This window comes from Bacillus sp. FSL R5-0585 (assembly GCF_038004545.1).
Classification (GTDB): Bacteria; Bacillota; Bacilli; order Bacillales; family Bacillaceae_G; genus Bacillus_A; species Bacillus_A cereus.
This window is the reverse complement of sequence record NZ_JBBORJ010000001.1, coordinates 637,609-656,703: the sequence shown is the minus strand read 5'-3', so window position 1 is coordinate 656,703 and position 19,095 is coordinate 637,609. Positions and strand designations below refer to the sequence as shown.

Below are 19,095 nucleotides of genomic sequence, written 5' to 3'. Positions count from 1 at the left end.
TCAAGCATACTCTTCCGTTATTGCTAATGGTGCCAATGTTTGAAGGCTTTTAGAGCGTAAACGATAGGCAACGACTTTCTTCTTATATTGCTTAATGACATCAACATGTTCCTCATAGCTATATAGAGAGAATCTAATCTCTTTATTCCCTTTCTTCGTATCAATGACTATTGGTGTCCCTTCTCCGTGCGGCGGGAAATAATGTTTATCTAAAAACAAAGCCTCATTAAATTCATGAATAACTTGTAGTTTCATTTCTCCCTCTAAATTTTTTCCATCTATCGATATAGAAGTATTTTCCGCCTCAAGCTTTTGATGCAATTCAAATTTACTAATAATTGATTCTACAACAGAAGTGGGCATGCTAGAAACTAATACTTTAATAGCTCCAAAAACAAATAATGTAACTATAAACCATGTTGTCATTGTTATCATCTCCATTACATTTAAAAAATAAATTTCGTTCCATACGGTATTAGAATACTAATGAGTATTCCAGTTACAATCAAAGCTACTACAGTACTTGCAACTACTAAAAAGAATATAATACTCTCCTTACTGAAAAGAAAAGACCCGTATTCCATGAGCCCTGTTGTCGAAGGGATTAAAAATAACGGTAAAAATACGATTAACTTTTCCGCACCTAACTCAAACCATTTTAACGGTAAAACGCGAGTGGAAAGGAGCAGGAACAGTATTAACCTCCCTATTAAACTTCCTGGCATTGATAGATGGAATACTCCTTGAATCCACGTACCCACTAGGCTAAATACATATAGCACGCCTACTTGAAGTAAAAGCGTCACGTACTTCATTTCTTTCCCTCATTTCACTATCACACATCCATATTATGAAATCTCATTTAGCGTGTCGGCAAACCGTTTAATTCCAAGTTGAATTTGTTCTATATTCGCTCTACCAAACGTAAATCGTATATATTCATTTTTCGAACCTAAAACACTGCCCGGAACAAATGCGACACCATTCCGTATAGATTCACCTAATAAGTGATATTCATCAAACTTTCCTTTCACTTTACACCATACATGTATTCCACCCTCTGGCACGAAACATTCAACTCGGTCTCCCAATGTTCCTTCAAGCTCTGCAATTAATTCATCTCTTCTTTGCTTTAATTGTCCACGAAGTATCGTAATATGTGTATGAAAATCCTTTGATTCTAAAAATTGATTTGCTACCCACTGCGTAAATACACTATGGCCAAAATCAACTTGTTGCTTTGCATCTGCTAAACGCTCAATTACACGTGTAGGACCAATTATCCATCCAATACGTAATCCTGATGCAACAATTTTTGATAATGAACTTACATAAAGAACATTTCCATTTTGGTCCATTGATTTTAATGTCGGGTTCACTTCTCCATTAAAAGAAATTAAACTATACGGATCATCTTCTACAATTGGTATACCGAACTCAGAAGACAGTTCTAAAATTTTTTTACGTCTCGCTAATGAAAGCACAGTACCTGTTGGATTTTGATAATCTGGATTCAAAAATACCATACGAATGCGATGCTTTTTGTGCAAATCGATTAAGTCATCTGGATTCATTCCATGCTCATCAACAGGTAAATGAAATATGTTTAAACCGGCCGATTTAAACATTGGAAGCGAAAAACAATATGAAGGATCTTCAATCGCAATCGCATCACCAGGTTTTAATAAACATTGAACGATAAGATTAAGCGCCTGTTGTGCTCCAGACGTAATAAGAATAGAGCTTGAATCTGCTTCAATTTGTTTATATTGCTGAACATGTGCTGCAATTGTTTTTCTCAACATCTCATTTCCAAGTGGATGGTCATAGCCGAGATTTTCCATAAATGTTTTCTCCGCCAAAATTGTTCGAAATCTATCACTCGGAATTAATTCTGGTGACAGTTCACCACTCGCTAAATTAATTAAATCATCTTTTTGTGTTTCCGTTCGAATTTGTTGAACGAGTGGTACGTTAGGTAAGAACGATCCATCCTCCACGTACCTACCCCAGTTCGGTATTCGTTTATGTGAGACACCCCATATGTCTGTATTAACCCGTGTTCCGCTTCCCTTTTGCCGTTCTACTACTCCAAGTGATTTTAATTCTTCATACGCAGCTACTATTGTACTCCGGTTCACCTGTAATTCCTTTGCCAATATACGCTCAGAAGGTAACTTACTATCAGAAGGAAATTCACCTGAAGAAATGCCTCTTTCAATATAATCAGCAATTTGTTTATATACAGGTGTCTTATCTGCACGATTTGGTTTCCATTCCATCTAGTTCCCTCCTTTCAAAACGAACTATCCTCATTTTTTACTAACAGTATTCACCGTAAAAATAGTATTAATTAGTCACATTTTCTTATCCGTAAATGGATATATCCAAAATGGTTCTCTTTCTGATTACTCGATAGCTTCTGAAATTTCAACTTCATACTCTCATTTCACTTCTTTTACAAACTATTAAATCATTACCGCATACCATGTTACCCCGGCCAGTAGAACAAAAAGAAGAAGAATATAGATTGCAGATAAGTTTTTCACATTTCTTTTTGTAGACTTACCGTAATTCTCCTCCACGTTTCTTGCAACTAGTACAGTCCCAAATAGCGATACAATTACAATAATAACGACTAGTGAAATTGCAAAACTCATTGTCTTTTCACCTCTCTAAGACCCATCTATTTTAATTAAAGAACTTACATAAAAACCTTCCTCTTTAAAACGTTGATAACATACTACCTTTCTTCTCTTATCATAATAGATGTTTGCAAAAAGCGGACCAACCACTTTCGTGTTTTTTTGCTCATCCACTTAAAAAAATAAAAAGCAACTGATCACTTAGGACCAGTTGCTTTTTTCACACGATAATTTTTCATTTAAAATTAATTCGATTTAAAAGTTTCGCCTTTTCATAATGAAACATCGACTGAGATAACTCAAAAATTGTTCCATTTACAAGATACACTGTATTTTCAATAAGAAGCGCCGGATCACCTTCATTTAATTCTAAAAGCTGTGCATTTTCTTTATTTACTTTTTCACAACTAATAACTTTATCAGCAAAACCAATATTTAATCGTAAATCTTCAATGAAATAACTGTATACAGAGCTTAATGCTATTTCTTCGTTCAAATATGGAATAATATCCTTTTTGAAATAACTTACTTCAATAGAGAATGGTTTAGCATCTACAATTCTTAAGCGCTTCAAAAAATACAACCTAGTTCCAGCTTCGCATTGCATCCGCTTTGCTATCTCTTCGTCCGCATCTATTACTTCAAGCTCTAACACTTTCGTTTCAATATTTTGTGAAACAAGATTTTTCGTTAATCCACGTAAACTTCCTAAATTAATGTAATCTGTTACAGAAGTTTCGCGTAAAAACATGCCACTACCTTGCACTTGAAAAATATAACCTCTATTCACAAGCTGACTAATTACTTTACGTATCGTATTACGGCTTACTTCAAATCGATTCATCAACGCTTCTTCTGTAGGTAGTTTTTTCGTTTCATTAAAAAGCCCATCTCGAATGTTTTGCTCTAACACATCTGCAATTTGTTTATACTTTGCACTCATACACTTTCTCCTAAAATACTCTTTTATCTGTTATAACTCTTCCCCTCTCGTTTCGATCACACGTTTATACCAATGAAACGAAAGTTTCTTCTTACGTTTTAAGTTATCATTATGATCGACAAAAATAAAGCCATATTGCTTTTTATATCCATTTAACCAACTTAAAAGATCAATCACTGACCATGCATAATAACCTTTTAAGTTAATTCCCTCTTCAATTGCACGCTTCATTACTTTTAAATGCGCTTCAATAAATTTAATTCTCGGAACATCTACAATTTCTCCGTCAATGATTGGATCTTCATCACCAAGTCCATTTTCCGTTACATACATCTTTATGTCACCGTAACGCGCTTTCAACATATGCAATCCCTCTAAGAAACCTTCGGGAGATATTTCCCATCCCCATTTTGTATATGTTTTATCATCCATTTTAACTGTTCGATAAAAACCATCAAAAGAAGGGTTACCTGGAGCAAGCGTTGAGTTTTCTCGAGAATGTTCCTCACTCTTTATATCCATATCGTATCTTTCTACTCGTATTGGTTGATAATAATTCAAGCCAATAAAATCATTTTCTTCTGCATTTTGTTTAATGATTTCTAATTCTTCAACCGTCCAATTAGGAGTCCACCCTTTTTCCTTTAATTGTTGTACAACATAAGACGGATACTCGCCTTTTAAAATTGGATCATAATACCAATACGTTTCATATTCATTCGCATGATTTGCTGCTTGTATATTTTCTTTTTGATCATCCACACTATAAGCTGGTAAGAAAACATGTGTAATCCCAATCTCACCATATTGTTTCAGCTGCTTGTACACCGCAACTGTTTTCGCGTGTGCATAAAATACATAATGAGTCGCTTGAAAATACTTTGGAACATCATTTTGCATTCCTGGTGGATGTGCACCTTTTAAATAACCTAATCCACAAAACATTACGGTCTCATTAAAAGTAATCCAATGCTTAACTCTGTCACCAAATGCCTTAAAACAAGTTTCTGCATATTTTACGAAAGCCTCTGCTGTTCTTTTATTCGTCCATCCACCATCTTTTTCTAACGGTAATGGTAAATCCCAATGATATAAAGTGACAAACGGCACAATCCCGTATTTTAAACATTCATCAATTAAGTTGTTATAAAATTTAATCCCTTTTTCATTTACCTTTCCATCTCCAGTCGGCAATATTCTCGCCCAAGAAATAGAAAAACGATACGATTCTAATCCCATCTCAGCCATTAAGCGAACATCTTCCTTATATCGATGATAATGATCAACAGCTACATCACCATTTGTTCCATTGTATGTTTTGCCAGGAATTTTTGAAAACTCGTCCCAATTCGTAACACCTTTTCCATCTTCATTCCATGCACCTTCTACTTGATAAGAAGCTGAAGCAGCTCCGAATAAAAAATCATGTGGAAACTTCATAGTATATACCTCCATTTCATTACAACAAATTAAATTCAATGATACATTTATAATTTATTGGTACAAATTTTATATGTATGATTATATCTTATGTTTTTATTTTTTTCTATTATAAAAGTACAATTTCTAATGTTGGTTATTGGAAAATAAAAAGAAGCGATATATTTTATCGCTTCTTACTCTCATCATCTTTATTCTTTTATTAATGACTTATTCGCTCTTATAACTTCTTGATACAATAATGGTGACCACTTTTCATTTATGTAGTCTTGAATTACCCAGCCTACTCTCGCAGGATTCTTTTGTTTTATATGGTTTGCAATTTCAGGATTTATATAAGAGGCATAGTAATATGGACTATTCCATGCTGTACCACCAGAAGACAAGCTTGTAAAATTTATATATAGATGATTTAAATCCTCGCTATTGTTCATCGTTTCATTCATTGTATCTTTAATAGATTTTACTTTCTCATCATAACTCACTTTATATTTATCTTGTACTGTTACATTTACATTTTGATTTACAGTTATGGTAAACGTCTCATTATCTGGCCAATAAAAATTATTATATCCTCCAGATTCATTACTACCACTATATCTTTTTAGTAGTACAATTTTCCCACGAGCATCTCCAAGTTTTATATTTCCTTCTGTTTTTAAAAAGATAGGATCAACAAAATATTTTTTTTCAAACGTGCTACTAAATGAATCTTCTGCCCCTTTCATATCCTCATACTCTTTTTTTAAAGACATAATAATTGTTTCACTCGGGTTATCTTTTAAAAATTGTTTCGCTTCATTTATGAATTCATGCAGTGTTACGTAAAGATATAATGGCCCATGATGAAGAACTATCGTATTATCATCTGTTAAACGTCCTCTTATATCAAAAATGCGAGCTCCATGGTCCATTTGATAGCGAAAATCATATTCTTGCGTCATTCCCCACACTTGCTTAATCGGATTTTGCAACTTGAACGTCCCACTATCGTGTGTTCCTGGAATTGAAATTCGTGCTAACGGGATATTATCAGGTATAGGTTGCATCCACTTTGACCAATTTTCAAGCTCATTAACAGAGCTAGCTGCAACTACTCTCTTATCATGTAAAGCAAATACAAATGTGATAAATATTGTACTACATATGAATAATTTCAAAATTAACTTCTTATTGCTCATTATTATCCCTCTCTTTTTCTGTTTTTACATCAAACTTATTGAATATAATATAAGCTAGTTCATAAAAAATAAATAATATTTCATCAATATGAAATATTGCATAGAAGTAAAGTTAAAAAATCATTCACATATACTAGATTAGAAAAATTTAAAGGAACTTCATCTGAAGTTCCTTTTGCTTATTTTATGTTCAATACATATGAACCATCTTTATTCTCATATTTATAGACGTATAAATAATATTTTCCTGGCTTTGCATTATAAGTTCCTTTAACTACATTTCCTTCATTTTCACCATATGCTACATAGTTATTTAAATCTGATTCATGATGAAGTACCCATGTCATTCCGATATTTTGTTCATTTAGTAGAGAAATATTAATATTTTCCGGCGAGTCAATTTGGAAAGTAAATACATCTACTCTATCACTAGTATGTAGCGTTCCTTTCACCGGTGTATGAAAGTTAACTTTATTTGCCTGTCTAGGCTCATTGTTTGGTTCATTTTCTGTTACTTGTAACTCATTTCCACCGTTTGATTTTCTTTGTTCATAACCTAAGTTTACTAGTATAGACTTCAAATCTGGTAAAACACCAATTTTATCTGCATATGGATCTTTAGATTTTGTTCCTGTGCTCTGGTTGCTTAATATTGCTCTTAGTTCACTTGGTCTATATGGTTGTGCTAAATTTTCTTTAGCAATGCTTTGTACTAAAGTCGCTGCCCCAGCAATAATTGGCGAAGCACTAGATGTTCCGCTAAAGCTTGAAGTATAAAGATTTACAGCACTTCTACTTTGCTCGGCTGTAGTTGTATCTACATTTTCTCCCCATCCGTACACATCAATACGGCTTCCATAATTCGAAAACCACATACGTTCATGAGGGAAAGATGAAGAGCCAGCTCCTACCATAATTGCACCCGAATCTTTAAAATCTTTACTATTACGATTTAAGACTTGCTTACCCTTTCTATCTTTGAACTGATCTAAATCATTCCACCCATTTGCTCCAGCCTCTATAATTACAATTCCCTTATCTGTACCAGCACGAATTGCATCAAAAATATCTGGTTGTACTTCAACAGGTAAATATTTATCACCATATCCATCGAAAGATGCTTGCGCCTCTAATAATAAAACATCCCCAGCTTCTAACTGATTTACAGCGCTTAATATTGCATCAGCCGTATTATACTGTCCGTTATCTCTTATTTGAGAGATAACCTTTGCTTTCGCTTTTGGCGCAATCCCAATATTCCCGACTTCATTGTCCTCAGAGGATACAATTCCTAGTACAGACGTCCCATGACCGACATGCTGATTTATATTTCTTCCAGACATTAATTCAATATTTTGATGTAATAAATCCTCATGATTTAATAGCCATCCGTATTCCATATCAACAAAAGTAATACCATTTCCATTACCGCCTTGAATTCCCCAGGCGAAAGGCGCATTAATACCGTATGGGGCTGCTTCAAGATAACCTTGTTTTTTAAATCTAGGATTGTTATTAGGATTAAGAGCTACACTTGATGATTGCACTTCAGGTGGCATTATTTTCTCTTGTTTCTTCATATACGCATCTTCTATTAAAGAAGATGCCTTTAACTTATCTACTATTTCTTCTTCATACCCACTATTTTGATTTTGAAGAATATAGTAGTTTAATAGACTTGTAGATACATGATTAGGTGCTTTCACTTCAAGGTTTTGTATTTGTTCCGGGCTTACAGATGTGAATAAACGAGTAAATGTTACATCTGGATATTCTGTCAAAAGATCTTTTATTACTTTATCATTCGTTTGAGATTGTATTTGTTTTTCAATACCATCTTCATATGGCAAATCCAAATCCGCTTTAAATTTTACAATGATTTGCTTATCTGTTTCTTGTTCTATCCCTAATTTACTCTGCTGTTCTATAGAATCAGCATATACACTATTGATAGTGCCTCCTGTTCCTAAAAGTGTTGTAATGATTACAGTTGACGCACACATTTTTTGAAATATTTTCATTCCATTAATCCTCCTATTAATAATTAATTATTATATTAATCTATAATGATTTTATTTCTATAACGTATTCCCTTTCTACTAAATAGATTATAGTAATCAGAAATATGAACTTCAATGTATTTTCATATGCAATATTTCATATTCGGACTCTACACTACACGAATATGAAACTTATAGTGATTATTTATTTTATATGTGCTAATATACTTACATTAATATATTACGCATATATACATTTCAAACTACATTACTTAATCGTTTCACCTTAATTTTTTCTTAGGAGGATTTACAATGAAATTACTAAAACTAAAACATATAATCCCTTTATCTGCAGCTGCAATTACATTCGTATGTAGTCAAAGCACAGCTGAAGCTTCTACCATTCATACAGTAAAAAAGAACGATACACTTTGGGGCATTAGTAAACAATACGGAGTTTCAATACAATCCATTAAACAGGCTAATAATAAAGGAAACGATCAAACCTTTATTGGCGAACAGTTACATATTCCAGGGTCCGTGAAATCAAATGAAATCACTGTTCCTCAAAACGCCAAGCCAGCGAACATTTCTGGACAAATTATTTATCAAGTACAACCGGGAGATTCATTAGAAACGATAGCAAGGCGTTACAATGTCACTGTCCAATCTATAAAACAAATGAACAATACAGTCGGAAACAAGCTTTATACAGGACAACATTTAAAAATCAACTCAAGCATTTCACAAAAAGAAAAAGACTTAATGGCACGCTTAGTTACTGCTGAAGCAGGTGGCGAATCGTATAAAGGAAAAGTAGCAGTAGCGAAAGTTATACTAAATCGTGTAAATGCAAAAGGTTTTCCAAATACAATAACAGGCGTTATTTATGAACCTATTAAATACGGATATGCATTTACTCCTGTTACAGATGGAAGAATTAATCAGCCTGCAAGCGCAGAAGCAAAAATGGCTGTAGAAGATGCTATCTCCACAAATGGAGTACATTCTGACTGGCTTTATTTCTACAATCCAAAAACATCAACAGACAAGTGGATTACGACACGTCAAACAGTAGCAGTAATTGGTAACCATGTGTTTGCTAAATAAGATTTAAAATCATTAACAGACCTTTTCACTTAAAAGGTCTGTTTTTTTCTATGTAAGATGTTATTAATCATATGACATAGTTATTTTTCAAACTATTTTTTCTTTCAAATAAAAATTTTTGTATTTACTCCACCACTCGTAGAAATTAATAAAGCATCAAGTTCAAAAACTCCCACTTTATTAATAAAAGCTATTTCTTAACTTCATAAAATTGTTATACACTAGAAAAATAAAAAACAAACTATTCGTTAGCAGGTGGAAGAATATGTATGATGTTACGATTATCGGCGCTGGAGTAAGTAGCATTTTTATGGCTTATTCACTAGCTAAAAGTAACAAAAAAGTTTTAATTCTTGATAAAGGTAAAGCGCTAGAAGATCGCCATTGTCCTTTAGACGAAGGAAAAGTGTGTAATTGTACTACATGTGATAAATATTTCGGGTTTGGTGGTTTAGGCAAATCTGAAGGGAAATTTAATTATACAAACGGATTTGGCGGAGAACTTGAGAAGAAAGTCGGTAAAGAGGGTTTTATACAACTCATGGCTGAAGTAGATGAAATTCTATGTCAGTTTGGTGGAAGTTCGGTTTCAAAATATTCTACTGAAAATTCAAGTCTCACTAAGAGAGCTGAAGCGTGTGGTTTACAAATGCTAACAACAGAAGTAAGACATCTTGGTACTACACTTTCCAGTAACATTTTTCAGCAGCTCTATGAATTTTTACTGACGAAAATAAAGATCCAATTTCATATAGATGTACAACATATTCTGAAACAGGAAGATCATTTTACAATAGAGACAAATCAAGGAACAGTTCAAACTAAGCAACTAGTATTAGCAACTGGGCGCTCTGGAGCCGATTGGTTAAAAGAAATGTGCAGTTCCCTAAATATTTCTCAGGAGCAAACACGTGTAGATTTAGGAATTAGAGTAGAAATGAAAGAACATCAATTACGCTCTATATTAAAAGATACTTTTGAAACAAAACTTTCTTATCAAGGTGAGCATTTCATAGCAACTACTTACTGTATGAATCCAAAAGGACGCATCATTCGAAAGTACGAAGAAGGTTTAGTTATGCCTGACGGTCAAAATTTTCGAGAGCAAGGAACTGGCACTTCTAACTTAAATTTCACTTTATTTATTCCTCGCTATTTTCCAACTCTCAAAGAAGCAAATGTATACGCAAGTTCAATTATTCAAGGCATTAACCAAGGACGAGATCGGATTGTTATACAGCGCTTAGAGGACTTACTAAAGAAACAACCTACGGTGGAAAACAGCATGGAACATAATCGTATACAACCTACACTACAGGGAGATTATGGAGATTTGAATCAAGAAATTCCTCAATTATATATTGAAGGGCTAAAAGAATTTTTATTACGTTTAGAACAATTTATACAAGAGCCTATCGATCAACATACTTTACTATATGGAATTGATGGAAAGTTCTATGCTCCTACGATAAAAATTAATAATCATTTTGAAACTAGTGTACATGGGCTATTTTTAATTGGAGATTGTTCAGGCGTTACGCATTCATTATCTCAAGCAGCTGCAAGTGGTCTGTATGTTGGAAAGTACTTATCTGACATTTAATTTTTATCATTAAGATGTCAATCAAATATTTTCAATTTCAAAACACTTTACTTATATAGTAAAAGTATATTAATAAGTCCCCTACCCTTCACGGCTAATGATTAACAGACAAAAAATCTTGATTTTACAAAATACATATGTAATATAACTGTATATTTAAAACGATTGACATTCAATTCTAATAAATTGAATGTCAACCGTTTTAAAAGTCTCTATCCATTTTCACTTTTATTTGTTCGATATTTTGTAACATCATCATAGTGTTTAATATGGTAGGATGTCTATAAGTCAATTTCACTACAACTATGACTTGTTCTGCCCGTTTCTCAAAAAGAGTTATATTTATGCTACTACGCTTTAAAAAACCCCATTATATATATGAATACTTCAAATTATTCCCTTTAGAAAACAAAGTCTAAATGGTTCATTACACTCTAATAGTTATAAAAACATAATATATAACTTTAGTTAAATAAATTATATAAAGAAGGTGTAAAAATGAAGAACAAAATAAATTTACAAATACAAAATATAAGTTTTGTTATAATAATGGGTTTAGCAGTATGGTTAAAAACATATCTTATTACGCGATTCAGTTTTGATTTAAAAATCGAGTCTTCGACGCAAGAGCTCATTTTGTTTATTAGCCCTCTAGCCGCATCATTAGCATTTGTTGGATTAGCATTATTTGCAACTGGTGAAAAGCGAAATTATATAGCGCTCTGTATTAATTTCTTATTAACAATCGTGCTTGTTGGAAATGTAATGTTCTATGATTTTTATAATGATTTCGTTACATTACCAGTACTTGGACAAACCTCAAACTTTGGCCAATTAGGCGGCAGTATTATAGAAATATTAAACTACAAAATTATACTCGCATTCGTAGACATTGTTTTCTTCTTTATTTTATTAAAAAAGAAATCATTGGTCTTTAAAACAGAACGTGTAACTCATTCTACGCGCTTGTTATACTTTCTTTTAACGATTGGTGTATTCTTTGCGAATCTACATCTTGCAGAAAAAGAGCGCCCTGAATTATTAACAAGATCATTCGACCGAGTCATGCTTGTCAAAAATTTAGGCTTATATACTCACCAAGTATATGACTTAACACTGCAAGTAAAAGCCGGATCACAAAAAGCACTTGCTGATAGTAGTAAATTACAAGAAACTGAAAACTACGTAAAAGCAAATCAAAGCGAGCCAAACCCTAATATGTTTGGTGCAGCGAAAGGAAAAAACGTAATTGTCGTAACTCTTGAATCCTTGCAGACCTTCTTAATAGGCGCATCAGTGAACGGGCAAGAAGTTACACCATTCCTAAATGAATTCATAAATGAAAGTTATTACTTTGATAACTTTTTCCATCAAACTGGTCAAGGGAAAACATCTGATTCTGAATTTCTAATCGATACGTCGTTGTATCCATTAAATCGAGGAGCTGTATTCTTTACACACGGTAACAATGATTATACTGCAACTCCAGAAATTTTACGTCAGCAAGGTTATTTCACTTCTGTATTTCATGCGAATAACGCAACATTTTGGAATCGTAATATTATGTACTCCGCTCTTGGTTATGACCGTTACTATAATGAACTTGATTACAAAATCACGCCAGAAACAAATTTAAATTGGGGATTAAAAGATATCGAATACTTTGATCAATCAGTAGATATATTAAAAACTGTTAATCAGCCATTCTATGCTCGTTTCCTTACTTTAACAAACCATTATCCATTTACGTATGATGAAGATACAAAATTCATTGAACCATACAACTCTGGTAATGGCGTATTTGATCGTTACATCGTAACAGCACGTTACTTAGACGAATCCATTAAAAAATTTATTGAACGTCTAAAGGCCGAGGGGCTTTACGATAATTCTATTATTGTGTTATACGGTGATCATTATGGCATTTCCGAAAAACATAATCGTGCAATGGCACAGTTTTTAGAAAAAGATCAAATAACAGAATTTGATACTTTAAATTTACAACGTACACCTTTATATATTCATATTCCTGGACAAACAGAAGGTCAAACTATTTCAAAGCCTACGGGACAAATCGATATGAAACCTACTATTCTAAATTTATTAGGTGTTGATTCTACGAATGATATTCGTTTTGGCCATGATATGTTTTCAGATGAATATACTGGCTTTGTTGTTTTACGTGATGGTAGCTTCGTTACAGATAAGTATGCATACAAAAACAACACTTTCTACGACCGTATAACAGGTGAAATTGTAGATTTACCAAAAAAAGAAGCTCAAGCCCTCATTAAACGTGCACAAAATGAATTACGAATGTCTGACAAAATTATTGAAGGCGATTTATTACGTTTCTCAGAAAGTAATAAAATTAAAACTGGCGAAGTACAAACTAAAATTAAAGAAACAGAAAAATAATCTATATGAAAAAGGAGCAACTTATTACAGTTGCTCCTTTTTACTTTCTTATAACACATCAGATTTTTTATTCTACGCTTGTTTCTAAAACTACATCCGCAAAAGTATTATCATCACCTATATTTAAAATCACTTCACATTGACGCAATCTCAATTCAAAGAGCATGATAGAATCGTGATAGATTTCAGGATTTGATTTCATCTTATGTAATATCTCTTGTTTTTCTTGTATTTCTAAATGCGTGTTTTCTAAAGCTTGCTTTAAGGAGTTAAATGGATTCCTAAAGAATATATTAATATCTCGCTCTTGTGTGTTTTCAAACAGCTCAAATTGCAAGAAAAATTTCTTCATAATAGAAGCCGTTACTTCAGTATAATCTTCATTTTCTACATACTGTTTGTATTTGTTATATAGCATAGATTTATTTTTAGGAAGAACTCCAAATAATTTACCGGCACTTTTCAGTAAAAATTGTGCTGGCGTAAATCGACGTAAAATATTTACTTCATCCATTTGTATTCTAGTCGTCATCCTGTCAGTATCTCTGCGCCAGTCATCAAGTACTTTAAAGTCACATTCTAACTGTATTCTATTTTCTCCAAATAGTGAATTAAGCCCTTCACTAAGTTCTTCTAAATATGTTTGACTTTGAAGAAGCTCATTATTAGAAGTTGCAATCCAATTTTGCATAGAAAGAGCCAGATTAGGTAACACAGTTTGTTCTAAATATTTATGCACTCTTTCATTCATTGCTTTATTTAGTTCCGTATCCATGTGCCCGAAATCACTTTCTTCACTAATTAAATTAGAACAGCTCTTTAATATCTTCGGAATATTTTCAGTAAGATCATTTGTAATTTCAGTCTTCATTGAACGATATGATTGTGTAATGAAATGAATTTTTTCCCTCTCAAATGTAGTAAGGTTATTAATGCTACCGTTTAGTTTCACTAGCATATCTTCATTCCAATTAATAGCATCCACCAGATTATTTTCTTTCTCAACACGTTTATCCAAAAGATATGTAATTGTTTTTCGAATGAAAAATAATAACTTTTCAGTACGTTCTGTATCGATATTTTTATGATTAAAGTTAAAATGAATAAACTCAGTTAAATCATTTAATTGTTGACTACTTGTATATAACGAGGAATAAGGGAAAATTCTCGCATACGGGAAATATGTGTTTATTCTCGTTGCCGTATCATGTAATACCCTTTTCACTTCTGCTTCACTGTAAATGTTATCGATTTTATTTAATAAGAAATGAATTTGTAAATTTGGCGTATGGTCTTGAATACTTAATAGAATGTCACGTTCTTTATCAGTAAAAGGTGAATCCGCATTCAATACGAACAGTAATTCGTCTACAGAATTTAAATATTCGAATATCTCATCTCTAGTGTCGTTATTCCTATTAAAGCCAGGTGTCACTACAAATGTAAGTTTATTTTCATTTAAAAATCTGCATGGTAATTTAAATTCAACACACGCTCTATCTCTATATGTTTGATGGTGCTGAGACATCATATTATGGTAATCAGAGACATCTTCCGTTGTTGTAATTGCTGAGTCTGTTATAGCGTTTATTTCTATATGAGCATCATTTTTTAAAACTACTACATTTGAAATTGATTTTTCTAATATATTTTCTCCTAATATAGAGTTAATAAATGTAGTTTTTCCGTTCCCTGAAGTTCCCGTTACTAAAATACGATTTGTTCTTAAATCTGCGAGCTCGTCAACTAACCATTTAAATCGGTGACCTATTTCTATATTCTGCTTTTGTGCCCACTGTGTAATAGATTCAAAAAGGTGTAAGCTGTACTCTAAGCCATTTACATGATTAATAGAATGTGACAGTAAGTTTTCCGCATGTTCTATATTTGCTGAATCTATTTTGGAAGGGAAAATCTCATCCCATGCCAATACAGCTGCAGATGGAAATACAGCATAAGATGGATTGACTACCTTTAACCAATTTGCTAACAGATTTGGTATGATATCGTTTAATTGTCTAAGCGTATATTGACCTTGAATTAATGCAAAGTACGTTTCTTCGTAAAGAGCAGAAACTTTGTTCCATATATCGGACGAATGTATTTCAATATGTAAGAAAAATTCATTTATTGTGTTAAGCCACAATAAGTAATTTTTTTCATTTTTATAACTGTTCCAGAGTGATGAAACCATTTGCGTAAATTGTACTTGATCTACATTATTTAATGTAGCTAATGCATCATAAAAATAGTCTGGTGAAATATGTTTAGTAAACCCTTTATCGATATATCCTTTTAACACCTCAAACCAAGGATACGATTCTATGCGAATTAACTCATTCACAGCAAGCTCTACTGCACTATCAAAATCTTGCTGTTCCTCATAAAAGGAACGGGCAATTTTTGTGACATTCGGATAATCAGGATTTAAAGAAACTGCTTCTTTAATAACACCGAAAGCTGAGTCAAAATTATTTTGCTCAATGTAAAGAGAAAGTAATTGTAGTCTAATTTCGGTCATCAATATTTTATTATCAGTAGTAATAGAAGTATAAATATTTTCAGCAAATGATAACTGATTCAGTTCGAAATAAGCATCCGCAATATTTTTTTGTGCCCATGGTGCTAATTCATTACTAACCTTCTCCCATTTAAAAATAGCTGCTTCAAAATCTTGATGACGATAATAAAATTCACCTTGTGCAAAACGAATATAAGACCCATCAGAAATCTCATTTTTTTCTTCGTTTACATAAGCTTGTCCAAGTACGTCAAGAGTTGGTTTTGTTTCATTCTCCATTAGGAATGTTTCATAATACATCTTTTTTATTAATTGTTTTTCTAATCTCATCTTTCCCCCCACTATATCTTGAAAATACATTTTTAAGATATGTCAATACTTTTTGTATGTATGCTTTTTATCTTAACAAAGAATATCTTTTGGAAAATTTCATTTTCCTTTCATTTTTCAAGTTAGATTGAATTTTTATGAGAAAAGTTTCAGTTTTTTTTCAATTCCCTTTCAGTTATGAAACAGCATTAAATGTTCCTAATAACCTAATAACACTATAATATTCCACATTATATTATCAGGAAAACCCCATATAAACCATATTATAAAAACAATCTATATTGAATTTATATACATAATTCACTGTGCTGTCAAACAAAAAAACAACAATAGGAGCCAACAGCTATTCATACCATTTCTTTCTCAAATTGTTTTCCTTTAAAATGTTTCAGTAGTTATGTAATTAAATTCCATTAACCTATATAAATAACTAGTCCAAAAAATATCTATATGCATATCATGTTATAGTAAAGAATTTAGGAGATCCTAAAAGGAGGCATTTTCATGTTTGAAGATAAATCTAAAATAAATTACCCATATGAATTTACTGAAACTACAACAGTTCCTCTAAAGAACCCCATTGATAAAAAATTCAAGAACGGCACAGGTACACATAACTTCCCAATTAAGAAGCACTATAAAGAGCAAGTTCTATACACTGAAAAAATTAATAATAATAAAAATAAGTAATTGTATAGACCTTTATAACAATTAGCCAAATAAGAAGCAACATTCAACCATGCATAGTTATTTAGTTAGTAATGATACAATTCATGCACATTTTAAAAAGTGCTGTATACAGCGCTTTTTTATACATAGATAAATTTAAGCTAACACAACCAAGAAATAAACTGTAAAATTATTCCACCATATTCTCGTTTAACTATTAAATCTACATATGAAAAGGGAGCAACAGTAAATGTTGCTCCCTTTTGAAATATAATTTATTCACTCTACATAACCCTCTTAAACATCTTCTCCAACTCATAAGTAGAATGATGCACAAGAATCGGTCTTCCGTGTGGGCATGTGTATGGGTTTGTTGTTGTACGTAATTCTTCCAGTAAGGCAAATATTTGATCGTTCGTTAAATATTGATTCGCTTTAATGGATGCTTTACAGCTCATCATGATGGCTGCTTCTTCACGTAACTTTTTAATATCCACTTTTTTTAGTTTAACAACTTGCTCCATCATTTCATCGATAATTTCTGTTTCTTGTCCTTTCGGGAACCATGTTGGATGCGAGCGGACGATAAAGGATTGATGGCCGAATTGTTCTAAAAATAGCCCAACTTTTTTTAGTTCTTCTAACTGTTCTTCGACACGTAAAAATTCAGTAAGAGATAGATCAATACGGTACGGTACAAGTAACTCTTGTACTTCTTGCGCTACCCTTCCTACTTTATCACGGAAGTATTCATAATTAATACGTTCCTGCGCGGCATGCTGGTCAATCATATATAAGCCTTTATCATTTTGAGCGAAAATATATGTTCCATGCATTTGTCCAATTGGATAAAGTGGTGGTAAGTCATTCCCGTTCATTTCAATCTCTTTTATTTCCCGAACTTCTTCTTCTAATTCCTCTAGTTCAAAATCCTCTTCATTACTGTCCCACGATTTCTCTTCTTGAATTGGTTCTTCGATTATCGGTTTAGTGGATGGTTGCCAACTTTGTTCTTCTCTTATGAGCGACTGTGGTGGTTGCCATTCTTGTTTCGGCGGTTGCCACAGTTGTGGTGGCTGTTTCACAGCCTGCGGTTCTTCTTGTTTTGCATCCATGCCAGTTGGTAAAACAATGTCCGGCATAGATGGTTCTTTCGGCTTCGCATGCTCAAACTGGAACTGTTCTTGCACACTTTCGTCTTTTTCTTTTTTCTTCGTTGTTACGCCTGCATCTGGAATAAGCTGTATTTTTTTAAATGCAGCTTGCAATGTTTCTTCGATCAGCTTTAGCAATTCTTGTTCTTTACTAAAACGAACCTCTAACTTCGCTGGATGTACGTTAACGTCAACTAGCATTGGATCCATTTCAATCGATAAGAAGCCAATTGGATACCGGCCGACTGGCAGTAATGTATGGTATCCTTGCTGAATTGCTTTCATTAGTACAAAGTTTCGAACGTAACGACCATTTACGATCGTTGACATATAATTACGAGATGCTCTCGTTACTTCTGGTAATGTTACATAGCCTTTAATTGTAAAGTCTAAAGATTCAGCTTCAATTGGAACAAGCTTCTTCGCAACTTGAATACTGTAAATCGATGCAAGTACTTGTCTTACATCACCGTTACCTGATGTATGAAGCAATTTCTTTTCATTATGAAACAGTTTTAACGATACTTCTGGATGTGACATTGCAATACGATACACGATATCTGTAATATTCCCGAGCTCCGTATGAATGGTTTTCATATATTTAAGACGCGCTGGTGTATTAAAGAATAAGTTTTGTACTGTAATATCTGTTCCTTTTCGGCTCGCAGTCTTCTCTTGCTTTATAATCTCTCCACCTTTAATTATGAGGTGTGTACCAGGCGCATCACCTGTGCTAGTAATTAATTCTAATTCACTAACAGAGGCAATACTCGGTAATGCCTCACCGCGGAAACCGAGTGTTCTTATGCGAAACAGATCGTTTTCATCTTTAATTTTACTCGTCGCATGGCGTTCAAAAGCGACGATACAGTCTTCTTCTGCAATACCATCACCGTTATCAATGATACGAATTTTCGATAACCCAGCTTCTTCTAAGTGGATTTCAATAGATGTACTATTCGCATCGATAGAATTTTCCACAAGTTCTTTTACGACTGAAGCAGGGCGCTCTACTACTTCCCCTGCCGCAATTAAGTTAGAGAGTTGGTCATCGAGTTTGCGAATTTTCCCCATCTACTTA

14 protein-coding genes are annotated in these 19,095 nt (G+C 33.0%); 4 read left to right on the top strand and 10 right to left on the bottom strand.

Going from position 1 to position 19,095, the window contains the following annotated elements:
• From MKY38_RS03540 to MKY38_RS03505, 8 genes are all read right to left on the bottom strand, one after another.
• Positions 1-426 carry a YfmQ family protein gene (locus tag MKY38_RS03540; RefSeq protein WP_000214635.1) on the bottom strand — a complete coding sequence of 142 codons (426 nt, stop codon included), beginning with the start codon at positions 424-426 and terminating at the stop codon, positions 1-3.
• 20 nt (positions 427-446) lie between these two features.
• A complete protein-coding gene (locus MKY38_RS03535; RefSeq protein WP_341048073.1) occupies positions 447-815 on the bottom strand; it encodes a CidA/LrgA family holin-like protein in 369 nt (122 codons plus the stop codon).
• Between the two features lie 33 nt (positions 816-848).
• Entirely contained in the window at positions 849-2,282 is a 1,434-nt protein-coding gene (gene pdxR, locus MKY38_RS03530) for a MocR-like pyridoxine biosynthesis transcription factor PdxR (protein ID WP_065222987.1), read from the bottom strand.
• 186 nt (positions 2,283-2,468) lie between these two features.
• Entirely contained in the window at positions 2,469-2,660 is a 192-nt protein-coding gene (locus MKY38_RS03525) for a hypothetical protein (protein ID WP_000006458.1), read from the bottom strand.
• A 220-nt stretch (positions 2,661-2,880) separates the two neighbouring features.
• The gene (locus MKY38_RS03520) at positions 2,881-3,588 is read right to left on the bottom strand and encodes a GntR family transcriptional regulator (protein ID WP_001274912.1); all 708 of its coding nucleotides are present in this window, start codon (positions 3,586-3,588) and stop codon (positions 2,881-2,883) included.
• A gap of 30 nt (positions 3,589-3,618) precedes the next feature.
• Positions 3,619-5,028 carry a glycoside hydrolase family 1 protein gene (locus MKY38_RS03515; RefSeq protein WP_114555485.1) on the bottom strand — a complete coding sequence of 470 codons (1,410 nt, stop codon included), beginning with the start codon at positions 5,026-5,028 and terminating at the stop codon, positions 3,619-3,621.
• Positions 5,029-5,219: 191 nt separating this feature from the next.
• Entirely contained in the window at positions 5,220-6,209 is a 990-nt protein-coding gene (plcA, locus tag MKY38_RS03510; RefSeq protein ID WP_065222985.1) for a phosphatidylinositol diacylglycerol-lyase, read from the bottom strand.
• A 179-nt stretch (positions 6,210-6,388) separates the two neighbouring features.
• Entirely contained in the window at positions 6,389-8,230 is a 1,842-nt protein-coding gene (locus MKY38_RS03505) for a S8 family peptidase (RefSeq protein ID WP_341048069.1), read from the bottom strand.
• A 291-nt stretch (positions 8,231-8,521) separates the two neighbouring features.
• Here MKY38_RS03505 and MKY38_RS03500 point away from each other — a divergent pair, with 291 nt between their 5' ends.
• The 3 genes from MKY38_RS03500 to MKY38_RS03490 all read left to right on the top strand — a co-directional run bounded on the left by MKY38_RS03500 (position 8,522) and on the right by MKY38_RS03490 (position 13,340).
• The gene (locus MKY38_RS03500; protein WP_114555484.1) at positions 8,522-9,319 is read left to right on the top strand and encodes a cell wall hydrolase; all 798 of its coding nucleotides are present in this window, start codon (positions 8,522-8,524) and stop codon (positions 9,317-9,319) included.
• A 265-nt stretch (positions 9,320-9,584) separates the two neighbouring features.
• A complete protein-coding gene (locus MKY38_RS03495) occupies positions 9,585-10,922 on the top strand; it encodes an NAD(P)/FAD-dependent oxidoreductase (protein WP_000272403.1) in 1,338 nt (445 codons plus the stop codon).
• A 498-nt stretch (positions 10,923-11,420) separates the two neighbouring features.
• Positions 11,421-13,340 carry an LTA synthase family protein gene (locus tag MKY38_RS03490; protein WP_000791014.1) on the top strand — a complete coding sequence of 640 codons (1,920 nt, stop codon included), beginning with the start codon at positions 11,421-11,423 and terminating at the stop codon, positions 13,338-13,340.
• A gap of 67 nt (positions 13,341-13,407) precedes the next feature.
• On the opposite strand, the gene MKY38_RS03485 is transcribed toward MKY38_RS03490, so the two are convergent.
• Positions 13,408-16,191 (bottom strand): dynamin family protein, encoded by a 2,784-nt coding sequence (locus MKY38_RS03485; RefSeq protein WP_078384493.1) that lies wholly within the window; start codon positions 16,189-16,191, stop codon positions 13,408-13,410.
• Positions 16,192-16,695: 504 nt separating this feature from the next.
• Between MKY38_RS03485 and MKY38_RS03480 the strand changes: the two genes are divergently transcribed.
• Positions 16,696-16,881 (top strand): hypothetical protein, encoded by a 186-nt coding sequence (locus tag MKY38_RS03480; protein WP_000461138.1) that lies wholly within the window; start codon positions 16,696-16,698, stop codon positions 16,879-16,881.
• 263 nt (positions 16,882-17,144) lie between these two features.
• Here MKY38_RS03480 and mutL read toward each other — a convergent pair whose 3' ends face one another.
• Positions 17,145-19,088, bottom strand: a complete 1,944-nt coding sequence (gene mutL / locus MKY38_RS03475) for a DNA mismatch repair endonuclease MutL (protein WP_065222982.1) — start codon at positions 19,086-19,088, stop codon at positions 17,145-17,147.
• Positions 19,089-19,095: the final 7 nt, after the last annotated feature.